At 43.7% G+C, this 25,152-nt stretch carries 23 protein-coding genes; 5 read left to right on the forward strand and 18 right to left on the reverse strand.

Annotated features, from left to right (window positions below):
* Position 1: 1 nt before the first annotated feature.
* Entirely contained in the window at positions 2-1,030 is a 1,029-nt protein-coding gene (locus G625_RS0107985; RefSeq protein ID WP_029200710.1) for a hypothetical protein, read from the forward strand.
* A gap of 65 nt (positions 1,031-1,095) precedes the next feature.
* On the opposite strand, the gene srtB (G625_RS0107990) is transcribed toward G625_RS0107985, so the two are convergent.
* The 6 genes from srtB (G625_RS0107990) to G625_RS0108015 all read right to left on the reverse strand — a co-directional run bounded on the left by srtB (G625_RS0107990) (position 1,096) and on the right by G625_RS0108015 (position 11,602).
* Positions 1,096-1,800: a class B sortase gene (srtB, locus tag G625_RS0107990; RefSeq protein ID WP_242826617.1), complete on the reverse strand. Its 705-nt coding sequence runs from the start codon at positions 1,798-1,800 to the stop codon at positions 1,096-1,098.
* A gap of 127 nt (positions 1,801-1,927) precedes the next feature.
* A complete protein-coding gene (locus G625_RS21180) occupies positions 1,928-3,214 on the reverse strand; it encodes a Spy0128 family protein (protein ID WP_049895801.1) in 1,287 nt (428 codons plus the stop codon).
* A gap of 16 nt (positions 3,215-3,230) precedes the next feature.
* Positions 3,231-3,980 carry a class B sortase gene (gene srtB / locus G625_RS0108000; protein ID WP_029200712.1) on the reverse strand — a complete coding sequence of 250 codons (750 nt, stop codon included), beginning with the start codon at positions 3,978-3,980 and terminating at the stop codon, positions 3,231-3,233.
* 120 nt (positions 3,981-4,100) lie between these two features.
* A complete protein-coding gene (locus G625_RS0108005) occupies positions 4,101-5,489 on the reverse strand; it encodes a DUF7601 domain-containing protein (RefSeq protein ID WP_156885069.1) in 1,389 nt (462 codons plus the stop codon).
* 144 nt (positions 5,490-5,633) lie between these two features.
* Positions 5,634-5,858, reverse strand: a complete 225-nt coding sequence (locus tag G625_RS0108010; RefSeq protein ID WP_029200714.1) for a hypothetical protein — start codon at positions 5,856-5,858, stop codon at positions 5,634-5,636.
* A 26-nt stretch (positions 5,859-5,884) separates the two neighbouring features.
* Entirely contained in the window at positions 5,885-11,602 is a 5,718-nt protein-coding gene (locus tag G625_RS0108015; RefSeq protein ID WP_029200715.1) for a vWA domain-containing protein, read from the reverse strand.
* Between the two features lie 537 nt (positions 11,603-12,139).
* Here G625_RS0108015 and G625_RS0108020 point away from each other — a divergent pair.
* Positions 12,140-12,406 carry a type II toxin-antitoxin system RelB/DinJ family antitoxin gene (locus tag G625_RS0108020; RefSeq protein WP_029200716.1) on the forward strand — a complete coding sequence of 89 codons (267 nt, stop codon included), beginning with the start codon at positions 12,140-12,142 and terminating at the stop codon, positions 12,404-12,406.
* The gene (locus tag G625_RS0108025; protein ID WP_029200717.1) at positions 12,399-12,668 is read left to right on the forward strand and encodes a Txe/YoeB family addiction module toxin; all 270 of its coding nucleotides are present in this window, start codon (positions 12,399-12,401) and stop codon (positions 12,666-12,668) included. Before G625_RS0108020 ends, G625_RS0108025 begins: the two co-directional genes overlap by 8 nt.
* Positions 12,669-12,784: 116 nt before the next feature.
* On the opposite strand, the gene lepB is transcribed toward G625_RS0108025, so the two are convergent.
* The 6 genes from lepB to G625_RS0108055 all read right to left on the reverse strand — a co-directional run bounded on the left by lepB (position 12,785) and on the right by G625_RS0108055 (position 17,707).
* On the reverse strand, positions 12,785-13,366 hold the full coding sequence (gene lepB / locus G625_RS0108030; protein ID WP_044932033.1) for a signal peptidase I: 582 nt from the start codon (positions 13,364-13,366) through the stop codon (positions 12,785-12,787).
* A 343-nt stretch (positions 13,367-13,709) separates the two neighbouring features.
* Entirely contained in the window at positions 13,710-14,846 is a 1,137-nt protein-coding gene (locus G625_RS18945; RefSeq protein ID WP_044932035.1) for an ABC transporter substrate-binding protein, read from the reverse strand.
* Entirely contained in the window at positions 14,847-14,978 is a 132-nt protein-coding gene (locus tag G625_RS23155; protein WP_256377637.1) for a hypothetical protein, read from the reverse strand.
* Between the two features lie 29 nt (positions 14,979-15,007).
* A complete protein-coding gene (locus G625_RS0108045) occupies positions 15,008-15,805 on the reverse strand; it encodes an ABC transporter permease (protein WP_029200719.1) in 798 nt (265 codons plus the stop codon).
* On the reverse strand, positions 15,805-16,635 hold the full coding sequence (locus G625_RS0108050; RefSeq protein WP_029200720.1) for an ABC transporter permease: 831 nt from the start codon (positions 16,633-16,635) through the stop codon (positions 15,805-15,807). Before G625_RS0108050 ends, G625_RS0108045 begins: the two co-directional genes overlap by 1 nt.
* Positions 16,628-17,707 carry an ABC transporter ATP-binding protein gene (locus G625_RS0108055; protein WP_029200721.1) on the reverse strand — a complete coding sequence of 360 codons (1,080 nt, stop codon included), beginning with the start codon at positions 17,705-17,707 and terminating at the stop codon, positions 16,628-16,630. Before G625_RS0108055 ends, G625_RS0108050 begins: the two co-directional genes overlap by 8 nt.
* 844 nt (positions 17,708-18,551) lie before the next feature.
* On the opposite strand from G625_RS0108055, the gene G625_RS23485 reads away from it, so the two are divergent.
* A complete protein-coding gene (locus G625_RS23485) occupies positions 18,552-18,635 on the forward strand; it encodes a putative holin-like toxin (RefSeq protein ID WP_334290750.1) in 84 nt (27 codons plus the stop codon).
* 163 nt (positions 18,636-18,798) lie between these two features.
* Here G625_RS23485 and G625_RS0108065 read toward each other — a convergent pair whose 3' ends face one another.
* The 5 genes from G625_RS0108065 to G625_RS0108085 all read right to left on the reverse strand — a co-directional run bounded on the left by G625_RS0108065 (position 18,799) and on the right by G625_RS0108085 (position 22,495).
* Complete coding sequence (locus tag G625_RS0108065; protein WP_029200722.1) at positions 18,799-19,038, reverse strand: FeoB-associated Cys-rich membrane protein; 240 nt, start codon at positions 19,036-19,038, stop codon at positions 18,799-18,801.
* A gap of 16 nt (positions 19,039-19,054) precedes the next feature.
* A complete protein-coding gene (locus tag G625_RS18950; protein WP_044932036.1) occupies positions 19,055-19,444 on the reverse strand; it encodes a heavy-metal-associated domain-containing protein in 390 nt (129 codons plus the stop codon).
* 158 nt (positions 19,445-19,602) lie between these two features.
* Complete coding sequence (feoB, locus tag G625_RS0108075) at positions 19,603-21,771, reverse strand: ferrous iron transport protein B (RefSeq protein ID WP_029200723.1); 2,169 nt, start codon at positions 21,769-21,771, stop codon at positions 19,603-19,605.
* Between the two features lie 124 nt (positions 21,772-21,895).
* Positions 21,896-22,117 carry a FeoA family protein gene (locus G625_RS0108080; protein ID WP_029200724.1) on the reverse strand — a complete coding sequence of 74 codons (222 nt, stop codon included), beginning with the start codon at positions 22,115-22,117 and terminating at the stop codon, positions 21,896-21,898.
* Positions 22,118-22,276: 159 nt separating this feature from the next.
* Positions 22,277-22,495 (reverse strand): FeoA family protein, encoded by a 219-nt coding sequence (locus G625_RS0108085; RefSeq protein WP_330365016.1) that lies wholly within the window; start codon positions 22,493-22,495, stop codon positions 22,277-22,279.
* A gap of 155 nt (positions 22,496-22,650) precedes the next feature.
* On the opposite strand from G625_RS0108085, the gene G625_RS18955 reads away from it, so the two are divergent.
* Positions 22,651-23,094, forward strand: a complete 444-nt coding sequence (locus G625_RS18955; RefSeq protein ID WP_044932037.1) for a metal-dependent transcriptional regulator — start codon at positions 22,651-22,653, stop codon at positions 23,092-23,094.
* A gap of 91 nt (positions 23,095-23,185) precedes the next feature.
* Here the strand turns inward: G625_RS18955 and G625_RS0108095 are convergent, their stop codons facing one another.
* Positions 23,186-25,114, reverse strand: coding sequence for a heavy metal translocating P-type ATPase (locus tag G625_RS0108095; RefSeq protein WP_029200726.1), 1,929 nt, complete (start codon positions 25,112-25,114; stop codon positions 23,186-23,188).
* Positions 25,115-25,152 lie beyond the last annotated feature (38 nt).

Raw genomic sequence — 25,152 nt, forward strand, 5'->3', positions numbered from 1 at the left:
TATGGAACAATTAACTGGATTGGGGAAAGCCATAGTGGCCGCAGACCCCGATAAGATCCGGCTGGATATGACTGTGAAAAACATCCTTGCGTATAAGCCTTTGCTTGCAAGGATTTTCAAAGAGGTTGTATCAGAGTGCCGGGAAATGAATTATGACGAGATCGAAGCCTGTATAGAAGGTGATGTTCTTGTCAGTAAGGTTTACGTAGACAGCGGACTTACAAATGCAGGTGAACGGATTGACGGACTAAACACCGAATCTTATTTGAACGAAGAAGGTCTGGACAGATACGATATTCGTACGTATCTCAGATTGCCTGGCAAAGGTGATTCGGAGTATATTAAACTTATCATAAATCTTGAGGCTCAAAATGAAGATAAGCCGGGTTATGATTTACCGCTGAGGGCATTATTCTATTGTTGCCGCATGATATCGGCACAACAGGGAGTTGAATTTACGACGGACAGTGTTGACCCTGTGAAGTATGGAAACATCAAGAAGGTTTACTCTATCTGGCTTTGCACCGAAGCGGCGCAGACCAGAGCAAATTCAATCGAGATTTACGACATAGACAGAAAATTCCTACACGGAAGTAATGCGGATGATCCGAGATATGACATCCTGAATGCTATCATCATCTATATCAGTGAAAAGCATGATACAGAGAATACCGAAAGCAAAATGATCCGGATGCTTACAGATCTGTTTGATGAACGGATCAACGGAGCAGAAAAAATCAAAAAATTAAAATCCGAATATGAACTTAATATTACAAGAGAAGTTGAAATGGAGGTGACAAGTTTGTGTACATATGCAGATGCTATTGAGAATAAGGGGATAGCGAAAGGCATTGAGAAAGGCGTAACCACAGAAAAAGAACGTGGGCTTGAGGCACTGGTTAAGAGTTTAAAAATCTATATTCATGACTTTGAAGAGCTCTATAAAGCAGTTATTAAAAATGAAACTTATGAAAAGGTTTCAAAAGACGATGTCATGAAGTATTTTCACGAGCCTCTACAATCAAATTAACAAACGGCCAATCATCATTCTCCAAAAAAATCTCCGGTAAATCCGGAGATTTTTATATTTATGCATCATTTTGTCAGTCGTCCGATGACCAGGGCGCGACCGTTGGTGGCGGCGTCGACGCAGGTCGACAAAGCGATGAGCTTGTCGGAGGGCTGGATGTTCAGGTCGTCACGGATGTTGGTGGCGTTCTTCTCGACGTAGCTTATGAAGTGAGCCATGTCGTCTTCTGTTTTCTTGGTGAGGACGTTGTAGACTTCGTCATCATAGGCGTCAGTCTCGATGCAGGCCCAGATCTCGATGTTGTAGGTGGTGTCCGGAGTATAAAGTATTCCGGTCTTTCGTTTATCGAAGTATTTCTTGTCGATAAACTCCATAACATCACCGAACATACCGCCGTTGTCCATGTGATGACCGTACATCAGGTTGTATCTGTCGCTCAGATCGTGGGCATTGGCCATGGTGAGGAAGATGGCACCGGACAGGGAGAAGTTCCCGTAGATGTCCTTGTTGACATACTCCATATCATCCTTACCCACCACGAACGGATAGTCAATGTGGGTGTCATCCACCTGGATCCACCCAAGCACATCCTTATTGATGAGCATCAGCTCTTCCAATGTCGGGTTACTTTCTCCTACTCCTCCCGAGGGCTTGTACTTCAGAAGGTCGTCATTCAGGAACGCGCCCCTGTATACATTATAGGTGTCCCACAGTGCATAGCTGCTGTAGCTGATGGCCACCACAACAAACATCGACACGAGTAAGTTCAATATTCTGTTTCCTATTCTCGCTGCAAATGAAATTGTATCCAAATATCTCTCTCCCCGTGTTTTGTAAAAAGGGGCATCGACATTCTACCCGAATGACAACGCCCCCTATTTAATCTGATTTAATATTTTATCTTGATCTCTTGATGAATGTTGTGATCCATCCTACGAGAACTGCCATTGCTGCAAGGAAGCAAAGACCTGAAATCATCATGAAACTGTTGTCTCCGGTTCTGGTAGCTCCTCTTACTGCGCCGAGAACCTGACCTACAGGGCTGTCCTCAACAAGATCACGGGCTGCTCCAAGTACCTGACCTACAGGACCATCCTCAATAGCATCTCTTACTGCACCGAGTACACTGCCTGCCGGATCATTGTACTCTTCACTGTCATTCCAGTCTGATCTGTGTACACCATCGCTGCTTGTTGAGCTGCTTGAACTGCTTGAATTACTTGCGCTGCTGCCACTGTTATAGTGGTTTGTAAATGTAGCTATATCAGCAACTAAATCACCATAAGTAATGGTTCTGTTAGCAACAAGCTTTCCATCTGCGTTCTTCTCAACTACTACCTTTACGGAATACATTGTTCCATCATAGGTAAAGTGGGGAGTTCCATCATTTTCCTCGACAACCTTGTATGTATATGTACCTTCCTTCTTATAGTACATATTGCCGAACTCATATTCACCAACACCTGTTGTGATGGTCTTAACTCCATCTACACTTCCTTCCGGCATCGGATATGACTTATCATCTGCTTTCATTGAAAAACGAAACTTCACATCATCAGGTGCTTTTCCGTTATCATTAACTACAACCTTCTTTACAGGAGGGTCTGAATAACAGGTGTAATTAACAAATTCAATTTTGTCCTGCTTAGGTGCATTTTCTGCATAAAAATCTTCAACATCTGTAATATCTTCCTCTTTACAAGCAACAACTGAAGATACAAGGTCATTATACTGATTATAACGTACAGATACTAAAACACGATATACCGTCTCATCAATTAAATATTCATCTAATCCATCACCGGTTACTTTAGTCTGTATGATTTCATATTCATAATCTCCGACATCTGTAAATCCGCTTACATACCCTGATGCTTGTGACGGATCAATTGAAGAATCACTTTTTTTAGTAAACGTAACCGTTTCTGTTTTGCCTTCCTCGACTTCTTTTGTGAGTTCATCCTGATAAAATGCAGGTGCTCCGTCAAGTGGATTTATTCTTACGGTGGCAGTCATCTTTTTAACAGAATCCTTTTCACCGTCTTCTTCCATTTTTATACTTACAGGAATCTTTGCGTCTACCTCATATTTTCCTGTTTCTGCAAACGCACTAATGTTAAGGAGCAACGCAAACAGCATTACCATGAATGCTCCTATATAGTTTTTTCTTAATACTCTACTCATCCTTTGCGAGCCTCCTCTAACCAGTTTGCTCAGTCGGTACCATTCGTCCCAATACTACTGCTCTTCCATTAGTCTGAGCATCAACACATGTCGACAAGCTGATGATCTGATCATCAGCCGTGACATTTATATCCCTATAATGTGTAGCTGTTTCCTTTACATAAGCCTGGAACCCTTCCATATCTTCTATCGCATTTTCTACATGATAGATGTACTTATCATATGCATCACATTCTATCAATGCATATAACTCTAAATCATAAGTCCTGTCAGGCAGGAAAAGCTTACCTGTTCGGTGTCTGTTGAAGTAACCTTCATCTATGAACTCCATGACGTCACCAAACATACCGCCATTGTCCATGTGATGTCCGTACAAAAGATTGTAGGGATCACTGAAATCTTCTTTGTTTCGAACTGATATAAATATCGCCCCGGAAAGTGAAAACTCCCCGTATACATCTTTGTTTACATACTCCATATCATCGATACCCTGAAGTACAGGATAGTCGATATGGGTATCATCAACGGTTAACCAGGCTTTAACGTCCTTATTGATTCTTCTTAACTCTTCAAATGTAGGAGCATTACTGCCCTGAGTACCCGGCTTTAACTTCATAAGGTCACTGGACATGAATGCACCGCTGTAGGTTACGTACACATCCCAAAGAGAATAACCACCGTAGGCAAGCATCGTGATGATCATGACCGTAGCCATAAATCCAAGTATCTGATTACCGATTCTTGCAAGACTTGCCACTCTCTCCATCGGACCTCCATTTAAACTTACCATTCAGAAATTTTTATATCGGTGAAGCACCAAATATGTATTATAAGGTGCTTCACCAAATTTATCTAATTAAATTTCTGTAAAAGGGTTAATTACAGATTAGTCCTCGAAAGACTCTTTCTTGCGAAGGAATGTAGCAGCTGCGCCACCTGCAAGAGCTACCATAAGAGCGTAAGGAGCAACATCCATAGCTACGCCTGTAGGAATTGTGTTCTCACGTGTATTAGTGATTCCAAGTGTTGCTTCATCAGCAGAAACTGTTACTACTACATTATCATCAGTAGTTGCTTCATTTGTCTTATCAAGACTTCCTGTTACAGAGGTAGCATTTTTACCATTTTTATAATCATAGTCTGTTTTATATCCGTCTTTACCTGCCTCTACCTCATATACTGTAACTTCATAAGCATCTGTAAGACCATTGATCTTGGCAAACTCACCATTCTTAATAGTGATCTCATGAGTTCCTCCATTTGCCTTAATTTTTTCTGATGTTACAGTTGTTTCATCAACAGTTTTTGGCTCAGCATATGTAAGAGTAAATTCCTGATTTTCACTAGCTACAGTTTTATCTACATCCGTACCATCTACTGTAATACCAGTCTTAGGCTTTACAGAAACAACGAATGTGAACTTGTCACTTAAGTTAGCTGTATTACCAGCAACTTTCTTACCGATAGTAATATCATGTGTTGTATCACCATCTGGAATAGGATCCTCTTCAGTTCCTTCATAACCAAAGTTATTTTTGATTCCTGTTGCTGTATCATTTGTTAATTTTCCACCACCTATTTTAACTCCATCAGAATTTGCTACTATTACACTTGCAATCTGAAGGTGATCCAGTGTGCCATCCTGTTTGAACACATTTTCAACAAATACAAACATGTCATAGGTTGATTCATCATAAATCACACCAGAATAGCTACCTTTAACTTCCTTCAATGTAAATGCATATACACCGGCATTCTTAAACTCTGTTATAGGAACTGATACGGTGAAATGATCTTTATAAATACCATTTGCAAAAGAATCATATCCATTTCTAAAATCAGCAGCACTAACTCTAATTGTGGCAAGCTGCTCATCTGTTCCAGCATATACCTCAAAAGCATCTCCATCTTTTGTTACTTTATCAGTCTTCAAAATCTGCTTAGCCTTAGCGACTGATCCTTTACCAACTGTAAGGTTAAATGCTGTATATGGAGCTGAAGTTGGATTATTTATATCTGTTGTAACAGATTTCGGAATCTGAATCTCTTTTCCATATTCACCTACTGAATAATCCTGTGTAGTCTCCTGTGCTGGCTGACCTTCAGTTGATTCACCAGTAGCACCAGTAGCGGGTACTTCCACAGCGAAAGCTCCGAAGCTCATTGATGCAGCAAGTGCGCTTGTCATTACGAGTGTTGCAAGTTTGTTAATGTTCTTTCTCATGATAATTAACCCTCTCTTAAATAAAATTATAATCCTACGTTTTTTATTCAAATAAGTACCGCCGTACTTGTTTGATCGTTTAATATTTTGGGTAAGCCGTTACAGGTTGGATCTTCTTTTAACTTTGATCACCTTACCCAAGATTTTGTTTTTCTTCACAGCTACGAGGTAACGGCTATTTTAAGCTGCGATTTTTTATACCATATTCAGTTTTTCTTTTAATTTCTTTATCTCGAGATCCCGTTCCTCGAGGAGTGTCCGGTATTTTGTTTCCTGTTCATCGAATACTGATTTGTATTCATTGTTCAGGTCCTCAATTTTTTTCCAGACACTCTGCTCATCCACCCCTCCGATGAGGGATTTCCGGAACTTCATCTTATCGATAAACTCTGCAATATCTTCAAGTGATCTTGATGCCATTTGCTTTTGCCTTATTAACTGTGTGATCAGTCTTCAAACAGACGACGTTTCTGGAAGTCGTATGCAAGGAATACCATTGATGCTAAACCTGTAAGTGCAAGTGCTACAAACGGGATAGTATTATCGCCGATACCGGTTGGTGCTACATAATTCTTTGTATTTACAAAATCAACCTTATTGACTTCGCTGAGCTTAAGTGGATCTTCACCGGTTGTATCTGTACCCTCTCCACTAAAAGGTGTCACTACTTCAGCACCATTCTCTCCGGAATTTGTAGTTCTCTTACCGGTCCAAGATGATGTTGGTATATAGTCTGCATAACTTGTGCCAGTCCTTACTTCATTAATGATGTAAGACACATCACCAGGTAACATGATATCTACCGGCTGTTCAGAGCCTAAGGCTGATGGAGTAATTGTAAATCTGTAAGCTCCATCATTCTGCTTTTCCATAAGAAGACCTGTCTTGTTTTTTGAATCATAGTTCAGATCTTCAATATACTTCTCTTCTTCATAGGTAGCAGGAGTTCCGTCAGCCTTGTAAAGATACAAGTCAAATGTCGTTGGCTGACATTTAGCCATGGTTCCAACATATTTCTTTGTGACTGTAAGTTTTGCAAGGTTGATAATGTTTACAGCTGTGATTGTTTCAAGTCTAACATCAGGTATATCAGTATCTGTGGTTGTGGTTGTGGTTGAATTTGTATCATCACCTTCAGTTGTGTCTGCATCAGCTGTTGTAGTAGCTTCAGTAACAATTTCAAATTCTGTCATGTCACTATTGAACTCAACATCCTGAAGATGTCCATCTACAACCATCGGATGATATACTTTGTTTTCAAGCTCGAATCCAACTACACCTTTTGTCTCTTTGAACGTGTAATTATGTCCTTTTTCAACCAGGTAAAACTCCTCATTGGTTCCCTTTTTCTTGATCAGTGGACGTTCATTAGTAGGTTTGAATCCACGAGCATCACCTTTAGCTTTTGAAACAAGTATTCCCGGTGCAATGTGTTTCTGCTGATTTGCACCAGCTCTCCAAATAACCTCTATCTTGCCATCACCGGTTGGTATATAATCGTCATCTCCTTCAGGAGAAGTGAGAGACAAACCTTCTATGTATTTATCGTCTCCTTTATATAGGTCAAGTGTGATAGTTTTATCTTCGATAAACTTTCTCTGATCTTCGCTATCCATGATCCACTTCTTTTGGTATGAAAGCTTGGTATCATTCATCTCCATATAAGGGTAAACATCGATCGAACCTCCATCTTTAAAATCATCATCATATACAGGTTCATTATCAACGAAGTCGACATTCTTATATTTTACCGTTGCACCATCATTTGTCTGATATACATACTTACCTGTTCCATCACCATTGGCATCTAATAACTCAACAAATCCTTTAGGAATTTCATCCTCTCTACCTTCATACTTTCCGTTTTCTATATCAGCAAGTATGTCATAGGCTTCCTGTTTCGGCCATACTACAAAACTTACTTTATATGTTTTTCCGCTTTCAAGTATAAAAGCACCATTCTCTTGAGTACAATCACCTAACTGCCAGGTTACTTTTCCATTATTGAAACTTGCCGTCCTGATTTTACTCAGATTATCATCTTTTAATATGTCCTCATCAGTGTAAACAGTTTCTTCTACTGTTACGTCTTTCTCTTCTCCGTCTACAATTTCCTTTCTCGATACCATCTGGGTAACTTCATATGTATACTTATCTGTATCTACTGCACCCAATACATCCATTGTTGCTGTGTAATGAGAAATAGTATCCACGATGTTTACATCTGTATACCTAAGATCATGCTGGATTTCTTTTAAGATTGTACTAAGTGCTGAATTCAGTTCTTTTTGACTTATTGCATTAAAAGTGTATTTATCCGCAAGTGCAGTATCTGTTCCATACAAAGCTCTCATGTTTGCCTGTGCACTATTTGCTGTACTTCCACTAAATGCATTTACTGCATAAAGCTTTTTATTTGAATTTAAAATAGCACCAGAAACTAATTTTGCTGCCTCTAAACATCTTGAAATATTTCCAGGAGTTTCTTCATATCCATCACCATAAAGGCGGTCTCCTTCTTTATGATCATTATAACTATTTTGACTTACTCTGTAAGTGGGATTTCCATCTGAAACAAATATGATATATACTGGGTCTTCATCATCGAATCCAAATGAATATCCATTCGCATCAGCTAATCCACCTTCCCAGTTTGTACCTCCCTCAGCACTTAATCCGTCAATAATAGAATTGAATTCATCCGCATTTGTTTTAGCTTTATATACTTTTGTTCGATCAGCGAACGTGACTAATCCCAACTCAACTACGTCCGAATCAGCCGCTGTATTATTTGCAAGTAATGTACTTGAAAGAGACTGAATTGCGGATTTTGCTATCTCCAAACGAGTACCGGCTTTAAAATATGCATACCTTGTACCATCGTACGGTTGTCCATCCGGCAAATATACTGTGTCATAAGTATTTACATCAGGAACATCTACAAGTTCAGAGTGGTATATCTTACGATAGTCAAGTTTAACGTAACGACGCCCCCACCTATCATACTCATAATGCCATCCGATAACTTCGTCGGAATATGTGTACCACTCACGTTTATACTTCAACTTTGCATTAGCATTTTGCTCATAATAGCTTCCATATTCATCAGGTTCATATGAACCTTCTGCGCTAGCCACTTCCAACATACTTCCGGATAAATCAAGTACAACAACAACATTAGCATGAGTCTTTGATGTCTGGGCCTGTGAGGCTCCTGTAACACTTAGCGTCAATGTATATGTTCCATCTTTATTATCACTAACGCTCTTACTTGTTGTCGGTGCACCCAAATCTTTAACCTGTGTTTTGGGCGGAACTACGGTTCCATTAGGTGTATAGTCATATATTAAATATATGTCATGCTCTAAAGAATCAGTTTCAGAAGTGTATTCATATCTTGTACCGGTGTACAGAATATAATCATCATCTAATTCACCATTTCCCTTATCATATATAACTCTAGAGTATACTGATCCATAATAATATGAAGATGTTATTACATTCTTACGCCAATCGTATAACCTATTTCCATAACTATCATAACGACCATATGTACTGGGTTCTAATTTATTCTTAATAGTATTGCTTGCAACAAGTATTTTTTTATTTTGAGCATTGGTATAGAAATAATCAATGTTATAGTCTATATCGTTTGTTCTATCAACGTTGGTTCTTTCCGCTTTCTTTAAAGATGTAATTATCTGACCATCCTTACTTCCTAATCTTGCCTCCTTAAATGTATGTTGACTTACTGTTCCTGCAAATTGAGCATCAAGTTTAATTTCTGTTGTAGTCTCTAGTTCCTTATTTGACTCATGTCTATTGTCAAATATCTCTTTTCCTGTTGTATCAATATAATGAACTATTACTTTAGCTATTTTTTTACTGTAATTATTTTGAGTCCAAACAATTGCATAAACCGAGAAGTCGTCAACCTCAAACTCTGCAACTGCACTTGCAACTTCTACCTCAACTTCTTCGCCTGCTGCAGCTGCTTCTGCATTAGCCTCAAAATCGGAATCCTTAATCTCCTCGTCGTTCTTGTCGAGAAGCTTTACATCCTCTGTTGCAGCAACCTTTTCAGTTTTGAAAGTATCATCTGTTTCTTTTATGTGGTGCACTTCAAGTGAAGATGCATCGATAGAGTTAAGCAGGTTTTCATCACTTATTGTGATCTTTACCTTAACTGCCTTTGTTGGCTCTACTTCTTTATCTCCATCAAGGAAATGGATATCTAAAGGAAGTGAATTGTCATAGATTCCGTTATCCTTAAGCTCTTCAACCTGATCGTCTGAAAGTGTATCTTCGGATGCTTCAGCTTCTTCAGGCTTAGCAAGCTTCTTAGCTTCAAGTGTCGGTGTGATGTCTCCGAAAGCATCCTTTGCTGCGAAGACTTCTACATTAAATCCATCGACCTCTGTCTCGTAGTGGATCTTTCCGAGCTCATTGATGGTGTACTGAGCGATTCTTGCAACCTTGATGTTTTCCTTGGCTGCTGCCTTGTCCTGAAGAACTTCTTCCTTAACCTCTGCGATGAGCTCAAGTGCGACGTCGTCATACTCAGCTATCTCAGATGCAGTTGCTACCTTAGCGGCCTTGGTCTCATCATCCTTTGCGATGGTTTCCTTTACAGCCTGTGTTTCTGCAACTGTCTCAGGCTCAGTTTCTACCACTGTAACTTCCTGAGCCACAGTCTCTTCAACCTGGTTCTCAGCTTTGTCCTCTGAAAGACCTTCTGAAACTTCAATCTGAAGTGCTGTTGTGTCAGCTGCTAATGCTGCGTTATCGTCTGCTGCTGCCTCAACTGCTGCGGTTGTTTCTTCATTAACCTCATCAGCTTCAGTAGCTGTATCTTCTCCGGCTGCTGCTTCAACTGCCTGAGCAGCAACTTCGTTTGTATCCTTATCTTCTTCCTCTTCGGAATCTTCTGCTGCAGGAGCGTTCTCTTCAACTTCGAACTGAGCTCCCTCGCCTACGATTGTGTCAGCGTATACTGTCATTCTTCCGAGAACCGCATCGCTTGCTCCGCCGAATACTTCGCTTATTGCTTCAGCGATCTTCTCAGGAATGGTTGCCTCTGTTTCAGGCTCTTCGGTAACCTCTGTAGGTGCTTCTTCCTTTACTTCAGCATCTGTATCAGCTGCGGGAGCTTCTGTCTCAGCGGCTGTCTCTTCAACAGCGGCTGTAGTTTCCTCAGTTTCAGCAGAAACGTTATCGTCGTCTGCATTGGCAATCTCTGTACCTTCAGCAGTTGTCTCTTCTGCAGGAGCTTCTGTCTCAACCTCCTGAACCTCTGCTGCGGTTGTCTCATCAGCTACTGTTGTTTCTTCTGTAACTGCTGTAACGGCTGCTGTGGTTTCTGCTGCGGTTGTTTCTTCTGTAGACTTCTTGGTGCCTGCCTCAGCAATGATCTTCTTGAGAGCGGCTTCTCTTCCGCCAACCTCTACCTTGTCGTAGGTTACGCCGTCAACCTTCAGGGTGAACCTTACGGTACCTTCGGAAGAATTCACAAACATGAATGTGATCTTCTCGTTTCCTGTAAGCTCGTAATCTGAGTTGTCGCCGATTTCCTGCTCAGGCTCGATGTAGTAAGCATCCTCGCCACCGTTTACAAGTGTGTCAACATTGGATGCCGGCTCGTAAAGGATGATGTCCTTATCTGTACCATAGCGGAACTCTACATTCTTTGACTCTGTGGAATCTTCTCTTGTGATCTCACTTGGAGATGCTGTAAGGTCTACCTTTGCCATCTTGGCATCTTTCTGAACGAAGATGCGGAGCTCGGCGTCCTCACCGGAAAGTGTGTCCACAACTGACTCAGGAACGTCTACTACGTAAAGGCCCGGATTCTCGTTGAAGAATGCCTCATATTCTCTTAATGCTTTCTGATTGTCTCCGGTTGCTGCCAGATAATCCTCAGCGTCGAAAAGACGGTTCTCGCGGATCGCTGTAAGAGCAGCTTCCTTCAGCTCATCACTCACAAGCTCAAGAGTGATCTTTTTATGTACAAGTCCGGTAACGGAAGCACTTGATTCTGTAACTTCCTCATCGACATTGTCAGCAAAGGCCGGAGCCTGTACTGCTGTGACTACCATGCTGGCAGTAAGCAATGTCGCGATTCCCCTCTTGAATAATTTTTTTATTGAGTAATTGGTTTTCTTCATAAATACACCCTCTATGTTTAAGCCAAACTTGGTTTAATCATTTCATGGTGTGAGTTTAGCAAATCGCATATTAACATTTCACTTAAAAATGAAGCGATTTTTTCGTAAAAAGTTATTTTTTATTAATAATTGGTGGCTAGGATTTAATTTTTAATAGCTTAAAAACGTGTATTTTTTGCTGATTTTTAATAAATTCTGATAAATAGTGAAGTAATTGAGGGATAAAACTGGTTTACTTTTGGTTTACTATGTAAGGAAAGTGTAGATTAGGATGATAAAAAGAATATAAATTTTATGAATTTGGATTTTATGAAAATTATATTTAATATTTGGATTTGGGGGTGGATTTAAGAATCTGGAAGGGATGGACTGGAACGAAACTTAAAAATTGATGGTTTTCTTCTTATAATAATAAAGTGCCACCGGGGACGGTTCTCGCCGGCGAGAACCGTCCCCGATGGTTATATTCCGTATACGTTTGATTGCTATTGTAATACGATAGTGATATAATCGAAAATGATTAAAGGAGGTATAATTATGGCACTGTCTACTCTGACCGCTCGTGTCGATGAACGCGATAAAGCTGATTTTGATTCCTTTTGTTCTTCTGTTGGTCTTACTTCGTCAGCAGCTATTAATATCTATGTAAAAGCCGTTTTAAGGGAAAAGCGTATTCCCTTTGACATTAAACAAGGTGACCCCTTCTATGACCCGGTTAATCAGGCATACATTTTAAAGTCTGTAAAGGAGTTACGTGAAGGCAAAGGTACTGTACATGAACTGATTGAGGATGACAATGAGTGAAAAGATATGGTCTGATGATGCGTGGAATGACTACCTTTATTGGCAGACACAAGATAAGAAGACCTTAAAACGTATCAATCAACTTATTAAAGATATAGAACGAAACGGAGCTATGCATGGCATAGGAGATCCGGAACCGTTAAAGGGCGATTTACAGGGTGAGTTTAGCAGACGAATAAACGAAAAAGATCGTCTGGTTTATCATCTCGAGGATGGACGCATATATATTTCCCATTGTAAGGGGCATTACGGAGATAAATAAGGTATTTTCGACTTCCTGCCAAATTGACAGGAAGTTTTTTTGACACCATATCCACTGGGGACGGTTCTCGCCGGCGATAACCGTCCCCGATGGTCATGTTAGATAGCGACCATATCTTATAGATTTGATCTTCTTATGATCGTGATAACCTTACCCATTATTTCATTTTTCTTCACTGCGCCAAAATACCGGCTGTCCTTTGCTCCGTTTCTGTAGTCGCATAAGATGAAGTACTCATCCTCCGCAAGTTGGAGTGGATACTGAACGTATTCCTCATACTTTGGTGTGCTGTAGAATATATCGCTTTCGATCATCGTACTGTCGTTGATCTTAAGTGTTGAATCGTCAGTAACTTCAACCTTATCTCCGCCCTTTGCCACGATCCTTCCCGTGTAGGTCTTTCCGTCTTTATGGATAACCACCACATCATCGGAATTGATTCGTGTCTCAAGCCGGTAGAAAAGCATCAGGTCTCCGGCACTTATTCTTGGTTTCATATCATCATTTGCCATAGGCTGCAATCCGAAGATGATCCAGAACATGATATATATCATGATGATCATCACGAGAAGTCTTGAGAAAAATGACTTTATATCACTTATCTGGCTAAGCCTTCTCCGCCTCTTTCTTATCGCCTGATCCACTGGACCTCCTTTGGCTTGTGAACTTTTTCCCGGAGAACCTTTTTTCTGGCTCATATTGTTCCTCCTCTATAAACGTATATTTTTGCCGTTAATCTCTGACATACAGATGCAGATCTGATCGGCTTCCTCTTAGATTTGTATTTAATATATATGATAACAATTAATGCTCAGATTGTATATCATCTAAAAACGCAGTGTCAATGACACTATCTTAGCACAAACTGTGTAACAGTTCAGCCGGTGGACCAAGGGGACGGAGTTAGTGGTCCATTATAAAATCCCCCGGAGGAGCATCACTGATGCCCCGTCGGGGGATTTTACTTTTTTAGTTCGATCTTTACTGATTATCTTATCTTCTCGATCTTGCTGTTTTTCTTCTTAGCTGAATTATATTTTCTCAGCTTGATTTTACGATTTTCCAACGGTTGTTATAAAGTGAATCGCCTGCAGGTCCCAGGTAGTGGTAGAACTCGGAGGTTTTCAGGAGTTCTGAGGTGTCGGGGAAGACTGCTTCGTTTTCCAGGTACTCTTCGTCAAGGAGGTCCATGGCGCCGACATTGGGAGTTGAGTAGGTGATGTACTCAAAGTTCTGAGCTGCCACGTCAGGTCTGCAGAGGAAGTCTATCCACTTTTCGGCATACTCTTTGTTGCGGGCATTCTTTGGGATAACCCAGGCGTCGATCCAGAGGTTGGTTCCCTCCTCAGGGATACAGTACTCAACATCGATTCCGGAGCCGTCAAGCTCGTCCTGAATGTAGAGAATCTCTCCGGAGTAGATAACTCCGACGGCCGCTTCTTCGCCGATCATCTTGTCTCTGACCTGATCGATTACATAGGCCTGCACGATGGGCTTCTGCTCAATGAGGTCCTGCATTGCCTTGTCAAGCTCCTCGGAATTCTCGGTATTGCAGCTGTAGCCGTTCTTCTTGAGGGCTACCATAAAAGCATCCCGGACTGAATCCTGCATGAGAATCTCGTTCTTAAGGGCCGGGTTCCAGAGATCCGACCACTTTGTGGGGTAAGGAACTCCAAGCTCGTCAAGCATTCTTGTGTTATAAAGGATTCCGACGGTTCCCCAGGTGTAGGGCACCGCATATTTGTTTCCCGGGTCGAACTGGGAAGCCATCTTCATGTAGTCTTCGCCGATGTACTGAAGGTTCGGTATCTTTTCAGGATCAAACTCCTGAAGAAGGTTGTTCTCGATCATCTTCTCGATCATGTAATCCGAAGGGCAGACACAATCGTAGATAACTCCGCCTGCCTCGATGACCGGATACATTTCCTCCAGGGTCTCGAACACATCGTAGACAACATTGATACCGGTCTCTGCCTCGAACTGATCGATGAGCTCGGGATCGATATACTCTCCGGCATTATAAACATATAAGGTTTTTGATGCCGGTGTCGGTATCTCTTCTATATCTTTTTCGGTGCTGCCGCAGCCTGCAGTAACAGCGGAAATCCCCGCAGACATAAGAAGAACTGCTGCACCTGCGGCAAAACGCCGCCTGTACTGTTTTAAAACTTTTTTCATTTAGCTTTTCTCCCTGAATTCCCGGAAGTCACTCTCCTGTGTTTCGATTTTCAAAATGCAGCACTGCATCTCTTTATGAAGCGCTCTGAAAGCTTTTTTCTTATTTAAACCGGTCACGTGACTTAAATTCATCCGGGATCCCCTTAAATCCATCAAGGATCTCAATTTTCCTTGCTCTTTTTCTTCTCCAGCCACTCCGGCGCATAATTTCCCATGATGAGGATGATGAACACCGTCACAAAGATGACCGTGGACAGCGCATACATGGTGGGGCTGATGCCCTTTCGTACCTGGCTGTAAACCAGCGTCGAGATGGTGTCGATTCCCGCACCTCTCGTGAAGTGGGTAATGATAAAGTCATCAAGACTCATGGTGAAGGCCAGCATAAATCCGGAGGTGACACCCGGCATAAGCTCCGGCAGCACCACCTTGAAAAAGGCCTGCGTGGGTGTTGCACCGAGGTCAAGCGCCGCCTCATAGGTATCCTTGCTGGACTGTCTGACCTTAGGCATTACACTGAGAATTACGTAAGGCAGGTTGAAGGTAATGTGGGCGATCAGTATGGTGTGGAAGCCCAGGGATATCCTGAAGGCTATGAAGCACAGCATCAGAGAGATACCCGTAACGATGTCGGCATTGAGCATAGGGATATTGGTAATGCTCATGATTGTGTTCCTGGACCAGGACTTCATGTTGTTAATGCCTATGGCCGCGATGGTGCCAAGCACTGTTGCGATAAGTGCCGACAGGAACGCAATGATGATAGTGTTTCTGAGGGCAGCCATAATGGTCTCGTCCGACCACATTTCCATGTACCAGTCGGTGGTGAAGCCGGACCACTTGGCGCGTGAACGACCGCTGTTAAAGGAAAGAACAATCAGGGTCGCGATGGGGGCGTACATAAAAAGCACGATGATTGCGAGGTAGCAGTCAGAGGCAAATTTCTTTAACTTGTCCATCACATGATACCTCCTCTTTCCGAATCTTTATGGTCATCGAAGTGGTTAACGATAAGCATTGACACGATGACGAATATCATGAGCACGAGACTCAGTCCCGAGCCCTGATGCCAGTCGGAGTCCTGCATGAACTCCTGCTCGATGACATTACCGATGAGGTAAATCTTGCCGCCGCCAAGCATGTTGGAGATGGCGAAGGTTGTGAGAGCCGGTACAAATACCATGGTGACTCCGGAAACAATGCCCGGGACAGACAGCGGAAGTATGATTTTCGTGAGGGTCTGCCAGAAGCTTGCTCCAAGGTCATAGGCCGCGTTGATGGTATTGTCATCGATTTTCATGAGTGCGTTGTAAAGCGGCAATATCATGAAAGGAAGGAAGTCGTAAACCATTCCGATCATGACTGCTGCTGTTGTGTTGATGAGGTGCTGCTCCGGGAGGTGAAGGGTTGTCAGTATTCCGTTGATAACGCCTTTTCTCTCGAGGAGCGTCTGCCATGCCAGGATTCTGAGAAGTGAGTTCATCCACATGGGGAGGATGAATATGAACACAATGAAGGAGCCCCGGCTGAACTTGTTTTCACGAAGGATCATGGCCAGGGGGAATGCTATCAGGAAGCAAACTATCGTGCTGGCTGCAGAAAGCATCAGCGCCCTGTACAGTGGCCTGTAGTTTTCCCAGCGGCAGATCTCCATGAGATTGCTCAGGGTGAAAACATTAACATCATTTGTAAAACCGTAATACAGGATGGTGAGCAGCGGGATCACGATGAATCCGACGATCCACACTACATAGGGTCCCGCAAGATATCTGGAGGCTTTGTTATTCAATGTCCATCGCCTCCTCATCCTCAGATTCCGGCTTGTTCATGATCTGAATGTTTGAGGGCTTCACGTAGAGGCCGACTTTGGTGCCGGGCTCGCGAAGCTCGGTGGAGTGGATGAGCCACTCGTAGCCGTCAGGTGTGGTGCACTCCATCTCGTACATTTCGCCCTTGAAGATGACGTGGGTCATTTCGCCGTGAAGGATCGCCTTAGGATCATCATCGTCCAGAAGCTCCACATCCTCAGGTCGGATAACAACGTCGACCGGCTTGTTGGTTCCGAAGCCGGCGTCGATACATTTGAAAACTGCCCCGAGGATACGAACGGAATAATCTTCGATCATTATTCCGGGAAGGATGTTGGAATCACCGATGAAGTCGGCAACAAAGGCATTCTCAGGCTCATTGTAGATCTGCTCCGGGCTGCCGGCCTGCTGGATGTAGCCCTGGTTCATGACTACCACGTAGTCTGACATGGTAAGGGCTTCTTCCTGGTCGTGAGTTACATATATGAAGGTGATTCCCAGCTCGTTCTTGAGTCTTATGAGCTCGTACTGCATTTCCTGGCGGAGCTTTAAGTCAAGGGCGCCCAGGGGCTCGTCCAGAAGGAGGAGTCGCGGCTCATTTACGATGGCGCGGGCGATGGCGATTCGCTGCTGCTGTCCGCCGGAAAGGGAGTCGATGCGGCGCTTCTCGAAGCCGTCAAGGTTTACGAGCTTCAGGGCATATTTGATCTTGTCTTTTATATAGGAATCGGATTTTTTCTTTATACGGAGTCCGAAGGCAATGTTTTCTTCGATGCTCATGTGCGGGAAGAGGGCATACTTCTGGAAAACCGTGTTGAGCTGACGCTGGTTGGCGGGAAGGTTTGTGATGTCCTGACCATCGAAAAGGACGCTGCCCTTGTCGGGCTTCTCGAATCCTCCGATGATACGGAGTGTTGTGGTCTTTCCGCAGCCTGAGGGGCCCAGCAGCGTTACGAAGCTGTTCTCATGTATGTCCAAGGACAGGTCATCCAGGATGATCGTTCCGTCGTAGGCTTTAGTAATGTTTTTTAATTCCAAAAGATTTCTGCTCAATTTTCCCCTCCTTATCAATAAGCGCATGTTTTTTCCGTTTATATCTGCCATACAGATGCAGACTATCTGGCTCCGCTGACACCGAACCTGTGCATCAAAAAAGGCCGGAGTCCGAAAAGACTCCAGCCTGTATTACGATCGATTCCGAAAATGATCACCTGCACCCCACAGGTTCTTTTGTGTAGAAGAGTCTCATCAAACCACTATTCTTATAGGTTTAATATCGTTTCAAATGCAAAAATGTATAATATGCATTTTCACTTCTCTTCAGTATTTTGTTTCCGTTTCGTCTACTCAGAGTGCTTACAAAGGCAACCCTATTGATCGTTTCACAAGATGGAGCATTTACTCCGTTCAGCAGTTAATCTCAACACCCGCACTCTCGTCATATTAAGTGCCGGGCATCCTGATTATCGGCAACGCCTTATAAGATACCGCTAAATACTTATAAAATTTGAGTCCTCCTGACCTTTCTAATCAGGGCCCATCTTTCATGTATCCAGTCCCCCCGGGAACCTTTGCATGCCACAGGCTACTCAATCAATAAAATCATTTGTAAAACATCTCTGTTTCACGCATTTTCAATCAGATACTATCAGCAAAAAGATATATCGTCAACGGGATTTTTAATCATCCCGGAATATAGTATATCTTACTTGTAAAAGTCCCCTTGGTCCACCGGCTGAACTGTTACTCTTACTTCACGACTTATAGTCGAAATTCAGACTATAGGATAATTCTGCATCCTATGCTACAATCCCAATCAGTGCTTGCCAAAGCGGTAGGCGGTTAGCCCTTTCATCACGAAGGGCATTTTGTAAGTCCCTTCAGAAAGGAGGGCTCCATGATAAGTTATTCTGATTTATTCCAATTTGGAATTTTGATCGTTGCTATCATCGGTCTCGTATATGAGATAACAAAAAAATAACCGCCCACAAGCCTAGAAAACTTGGGCGGTTATTTTTTAACAACCTAGTAAAGGGCTAACCGTCTATCGGCAAGCACTTTTTACATCTTTATAGTAAATCAATATTCAGTATATTTCAACAGGCATTTTCAGCAACAGTTCACCGTCTGAACTATTACCATTTTCATTTCTTATTATTCCTTGCATGCTTCGCCAATATGGCTTTCTGGACTTCATTGAGCTTCAATTTATCAAGCTCTGCCCGTCTTTCGTCAAGCTCCTTATGTCCTACGTGATCGCAGTGACCAAGCTGGGCTTCGGCACAGCCGGCACAGGTTCCGAATTTCCTGTAGTCTTTATAGAGCTTCCGGACAACAAAGAATGTTATGAGAACTAATATTGATATTACGACTAAATCTGCCATATATGACCTTTCTGTTTCAATTCTTTGTTGTAAGTCCAAGTATGCGGTATCCCTCAGGGTCTATGGTTTCATGCAGAACCCTCATGAGCTCACCCATACTTTCTGATCTGCTCAATGTGAAGTTTGCATTGCCGGATTCGTGAAATGCAGTCACATTCTTTGCATCCGGAATGGCTTTTCTGATGGCATCCTTTATGTGTATCTCACACATTCCGCACATCATGCCATCTATCGTAATGGTGATCCTGTCACCGGACTGACATATGCTGTCCATGTCCAGAACATCCTTCGGAGCTTCCTGCTTTTTGAAAAAGCTGATCAGTATCCTTACTCCTATTATAAACAAAATCCCCAATATTAAAAGGACGATCATATCTGTTTGATTCACAGGAACGTCTGCTGACATCTGTTTTCCTCCTCTATAAACACATGTTTTTATCCGTTTACCTCACATGTATATCCTGTTCCCATCTGTCAAAAGCAGGCCGAAGCCTACGCTCCGACCTGTTTTAATGTAGAAAAATCGCTTTTTACTGGACTAACTTAATACCGGGCATCTCCGACCTACGCTGCTGCTGCCGGTGATACACCTAAAGGCACCTTTCTGGCATTTGGATCCGGTCTGAAGAGCAGATACAGATAACCTGCAAGAACTACAACTGCTGCAATTGTGAATACGCTGAAAGGAACCTGTCCAACCACGAATCCGATGAGCTGGTAGATCATGAGTGATATAAGGTAAGCATTAACATTCTGGAAGGCGATGGCGAACCAGAACCACTTTTTGCTGTTCATTTCCTTTGCCATGGAAGCGATGGCTGCAAGGCAGGGTGAATCAAACAGGTTGAAGATAAGGAATGAAACTGCTGCCATGCTTGTTGGGAAGAATGCCTGGAATGCAGTGTTCATTGCCGCATCATACTCCTCAAGCTCCTCACCGAGACTTGATACAACTGAAAGTGTTGTTACCAGACCTTCCTTTGCAACGAAGCCTGAAAGTGATGCCGCAACTGCCTGCCAGCTGCCGAAACCTACAGGAACAAACAGCCATGCGAAGACATTACCGATGGAAGCAAGGAATGAACTCTCAACATCCTCTACAAGCATAAATGTGCCATCTACGATACCGAAGGCTCCGAGGAACCACATAACTGCACAGCAGAGGAAAAGGATGGTTCCGGCCTTCTTTAAGAATGCCCATACTCTCTCCCAGACATGAAGGAATACATTCTTTGCGGAAGGGATATGGTAAGCGGGAAGTTCCATTACAAATGGTGCCGGGTCGCCTGCGAACATGCTGGTCTTCTTCATGATGATGCACATGATGATGACCATTGCGATGCCGCCGAAGTAAACTGCAGGAGCGAACCACCATGCGCCGCCCATAAGGTAACCTGCGATTACTGCGATTACCGGAAGCTTGGCTCCGCAGGGGATGGAGGTTGTTGTGATCATAGTCATCCGGCGATCCTTCTCTTCCTCAATAGTACGGGTTGCCATGATTCCCGGAACGCCGCAGCCTGAAGAGATAAGGAACGGGATGAAGGACTTGCCTGAAAGACCGAATCTTCTGAAAAGTCTGTCCATGATGAATGCCACTCTCGCCATGTATCCGCAATCCTCAAGGATGGTGAGGAAGAAGAATACTATAGCCATCTGAGGCGCAAATCCGAGAGGAGCACCAAGTCCGCCGATGATTCCGTCAACCACAAGTGAGATAACCCAGTCAGAGGCACCGGCATTGGTAAGGATATTCTCAAAGAAGGGCTGAATCCATTCTCCCACCAGCACATCATTGGTCCAGTCAGTAACGATGGTTCCCAATGTTGTTACGGAAACATAGTAAACCAGGAACATAACAACCACGAAGATGGGAAGTGCCAGAATCCGGTTTGTAACGATCTGGTCAATCTTGTCTGAAACCGAAAGCTCTCCCGGCTTTCTCTTCTTGACCACTGCGTTGTCAACCAGCTTCTTGATGTAGGTATATCTCTGGTTTGTGATGATGGACTCAGCATCGTCATCAAGCTCCTTCTCGCAGTCTGCAATGTGTGCCTCGATGTCCTTCTTTGTATTATCATCAAGACTGAGCTGCTCAAGTGCCACAGAATCGCGCTCAAATACCTTTACCGCGAACCAGCGCAGGTTCTTCTCGTCAACCTTTCCCTCAAGGTGCTCCTCAATGTGAGCAAGAGTATGCTCAATGGAACCCTCAAATACCGAAGGAAGCGGCATCTTCTTTCCTTCCTTTGCCGCCTCAATGCAGAGCTTTGCGGCTTCATCTATGCCTTCGCCTCTCAGGGCAGAAATCTCGATGAACTTGCAGCCAAGCTCCTTGGAAAGCTTCTCGATATCTACCCTGTCACCGTTCTTACGGACAACATCCATCATATTTACAGCGATGACCATGGGAAGTCCGATTTCTGCAAGCTGAGTTGTGAGATAAAGATTTCTCTCGATATTTGTTCCATCAATGATATTGAGGATCACGTCCGGCTTGTCCTTGACCAGATAGTTACGTGATACAACCTCCTCGAGTGTATATGGTGAAAGGGAATAGATTCCCGGAAGGTCCTGGATGATGACCTCACGATTTCCCTTCAATCTTCCTTCCTTCTTTTCTACAGTAACTCCCGGCCAGTTTCCTACGTACTGATTGCTTCCTGTTAAAGCATTGAACAGTGTGGTCTTGCCGCAGTTAGGGTTACCGGCTAATGCAACCTTGATTTCCATATTTTTTCTCCTTTATGTCTGTCTCTTTCCGATGCTAATGTCTCGGTCCGACTTACGCCATCAGCGATACATAAAACATGATTAGCTGTGTCATCACCTACCGATTCCAATATCTCTATCCGAATCAAGCCATTTCGAGAATATCGGCGTCGTCCTTTCTGATCGAGAGCTCGTAGCCCCTCACAGTAATCTCGATAGGATCACCCAGCGGTGCAACCTTACGAACCTGGATCTCGGTCCCCTTTGTGATGCCCATGTCCATGATCCTTCTCTTGAGAGCTCCCTCTCCGTGGATCTTCAGGACTGTTGATGACTGTCCAACAGGAATGTCTCTTAGTGTTTTCATTAAACTTCCCCCTTTTGATTCTATGATAAAGTTAGTCGTGATTACCTTTTGTTAGTATCCGCTAACCTATATCGCTTAAAAAAAACGGTTGTCCAACCGCTTGATAAACCAAAGTCCTTGCTCATGACATCCTCACCGTGAGGACATCAGCTCTGCAGATCAATCAACCATGATTTTTGATGCCATCTGGCTTGTTATGCCGAGCCTGGTCTCTTTGATGTTGACGATAATGTTGCCGTCCCCGGTGTCCGAAATGACCTGAACCTCTTCCCCCGGTACAAATCCTAGATCCGCAAGATGCTGTTTCATGTCTTCCTTCCCCGTTACGCGTGAAATCAAATGTTTACCGCCTGCTCCGACCATAGATAATGGCAACATATAAACCTCCATTACACTTTACTTTGATAAAATACATGTTAAAATTAGCATTAACTAACTTCAAAGTCAATAGTTATGACTAACTAAAGTTAGTAAATACTAATTGTGAAATTTATGTATTTTATAAAATTTTTATAAATTGAAAGGTGGTAACTATGAAAGCTTATGAAACCCACGAATCTTCTGAGAATTATCTGGAGAGTATCCTGATGCTTTCCATGGATCATCAGGTGGTTCGTTCCATCGATATTGCTAACATGCTGAGCTTTTCAAAGCCTTCTGTATCTGTAGCTATGAAGCGTCTTCGCGAAGAGGGGATGATTGTTGTTGATGATAACGGCTACATTACCCTTACAGATGCCGGCATGACCATCGCCAAGGGAACCTACGAGAAGCATGTTGTCATTACAAATCTTCTTGTGGACATTGGTGTGAATGCCTACACCGCAGGTCAGGATGCCTGCCGGATAGAGCATGTCCTTAGCCCTGAGACCTTTGCCCGTGTCAAGGAATTTTATCTCAAATCTCACCCGGAAGGGGTTCCTGAGCTTGACACCATCATGGAGTATCAGCAGAGAAAACCGTTATTCAATAAATAAATAAAAGAGCCGGTGGCCATCCATTTATAACCGGGACGCTTCGAATGCCTCCGCTTAACGGTTATAAATGGATGCCCACCGGCTCTATGATTTATGTTTTCTGTCTTTTAAGTAATCTCATGGAGTTCAAAATGCAAATCACGGAAACTCCCACGTCTCCGAAGACAGCGGCCCACATGTTGGCGATGCCGAGGGCGCCGAGGATCAGAACCACCAGCTTTACGATGAGGGCAAAGGTGATATTCTGCATTGCGATGCTTACTGTGCGGCGTGCGATGCGGATGGTAACAGGTATCTTTCTCAGGTCATCATCCATGATGACAACGTCTGCAGCATCTATGGCTGCGTCGGAACCGATGGAACCCATGGCGATTCCGATGTCGGCTCTTGCAAGAACAGGAGCGTCATTGATCCCATCTCCTATAAAGGCAAGTTCCGCCTTTCCGTCCTTGTGTCCCTTCATGTCCAAAGCTCCGATGAGTTCTTCAACTTTCGAAACCTTATCCTGGGGAAGCAGCTCCGCAAAGATCCTGTCAACGCCCAGCTCTTTTCCGACGGCTTCTCCCACTTCTTTTCTGTCGCCGGTGAGCATGACAATGCTCTCAACTCCGGCATTTTTCATTTCGCGGATAGCTTCTTTTGCCTCCGGTTTTATTTCGTCTTTGATCAGAATGGCACCGAGATATCTGACTCCTTCGCCTTCCGATACAGCAACATAGGAAACGGTAGCTGACGGGTCGTTGACCCCGGCATAAGTGACCCCAATGGAGTCCATGAGCTTATCGTTTCCGATGTAGATCTTTTTCCCCTCGGCGGTGGTCACCAGACCCCGGCCGGTGACATTATCAACATCTGTCACGAGATTGGTGTTTAATGTTAACTCCGGCAATTCCTCGCTGAGCTCTTCACGAATGGACTTCGCGATGGGATGGTTGCTCATGCCTTCGGCAAGGGCTGCTGCCTTCAGAACCTCGGCGCGGTCAACACCTGCTGCCGTCTCGACGCCGGTAACCTTGAAGTTTCCTTTTGTGAGGGTTCCGGTTTTGTCGGAAACCACGGTGTTGAGCTTTGCGAGAAGCTCAAGGTAGTTGGAGCCCTTTATGAGGACTCCGCTTGCACTGGCGGCTCCGATTCCCCCGAAGAAGGAAAGCGGAATGGAGATCACGAGAGCGCAGGGACAGGACACAACCAGGAAGGTGCAGGCGCGGTAGAACCAGGTTGCGGGATCATGGGTAATCAGCGACGGCACTAGCGCAAGGGCGATGGCGGAATACACAACGATAGGGGTGTAAACCCGCGCGAATCTGGTGATGAAATTCTCGGTTTTTGACTTCTTTTCGGAAGCATTCTCAACCAGCTCCAGAATCTTCGTAACCGTAGAATCCTCGAAGGCTTTTGTCGCCTTTACCTTCAAAAGACCGTCACCGTTGATGCATCCGGAAATGATCTGGTCGCCCTTTCTGACGCTTCGTGGCACGGACTCTCCCGTCAAAGCCGCGGTATTCACAAGTGACTCTCCGCTCAGCACTTCGCCGTCCACCGGTATCTTGTCGCCGGCCCGGATGATGAGAACATCCCCGACTTCCACCTCGTCCGGGTCGATGGTCTCAACGGTTCCGTCCTCCCGTTCCACGTGAGCCTCCTCCGGAACTATCTCCATAAGATGGGAAATGCTTCTTCTGGACTTTCCGACTGCATACTTCTGGAACCACTCACCCACCTGATAGAAAACCATTACTGCTACGGCTTCGGAATTTTCCCCTGTGACAAATGCTCCCGCCGTGGCGATAGTCATAAGCAGGGACTCATCCATTGGCTGCCGGTTTTTGATTCCGAGGAGCGCTTTCTTCACAACCGGATATCCGCTCATGAGATATGGGATGAGGTAAAGAATAAAGCTGTACAGCTTATTCTCAAAAATAACCGGGCAAATGCCGGTCTTATCAACTATCAGCATCAGGAAAAACACCGCGATGCCCGCGAGGATTTTATTCAGTTCCTTTTTCAGTTTCTTTTCCATAGGTCAGTAATTCCTCTATACAACTACCGGAGACGGTT

The organism is Oribacterium sp. NK2B42 (assembly GCF_000424445.1).
Classification (GTDB): Bacteria; Bacillota; Clostridia; order Lachnospirales; family Lachnospiraceae; genus Oribacterium.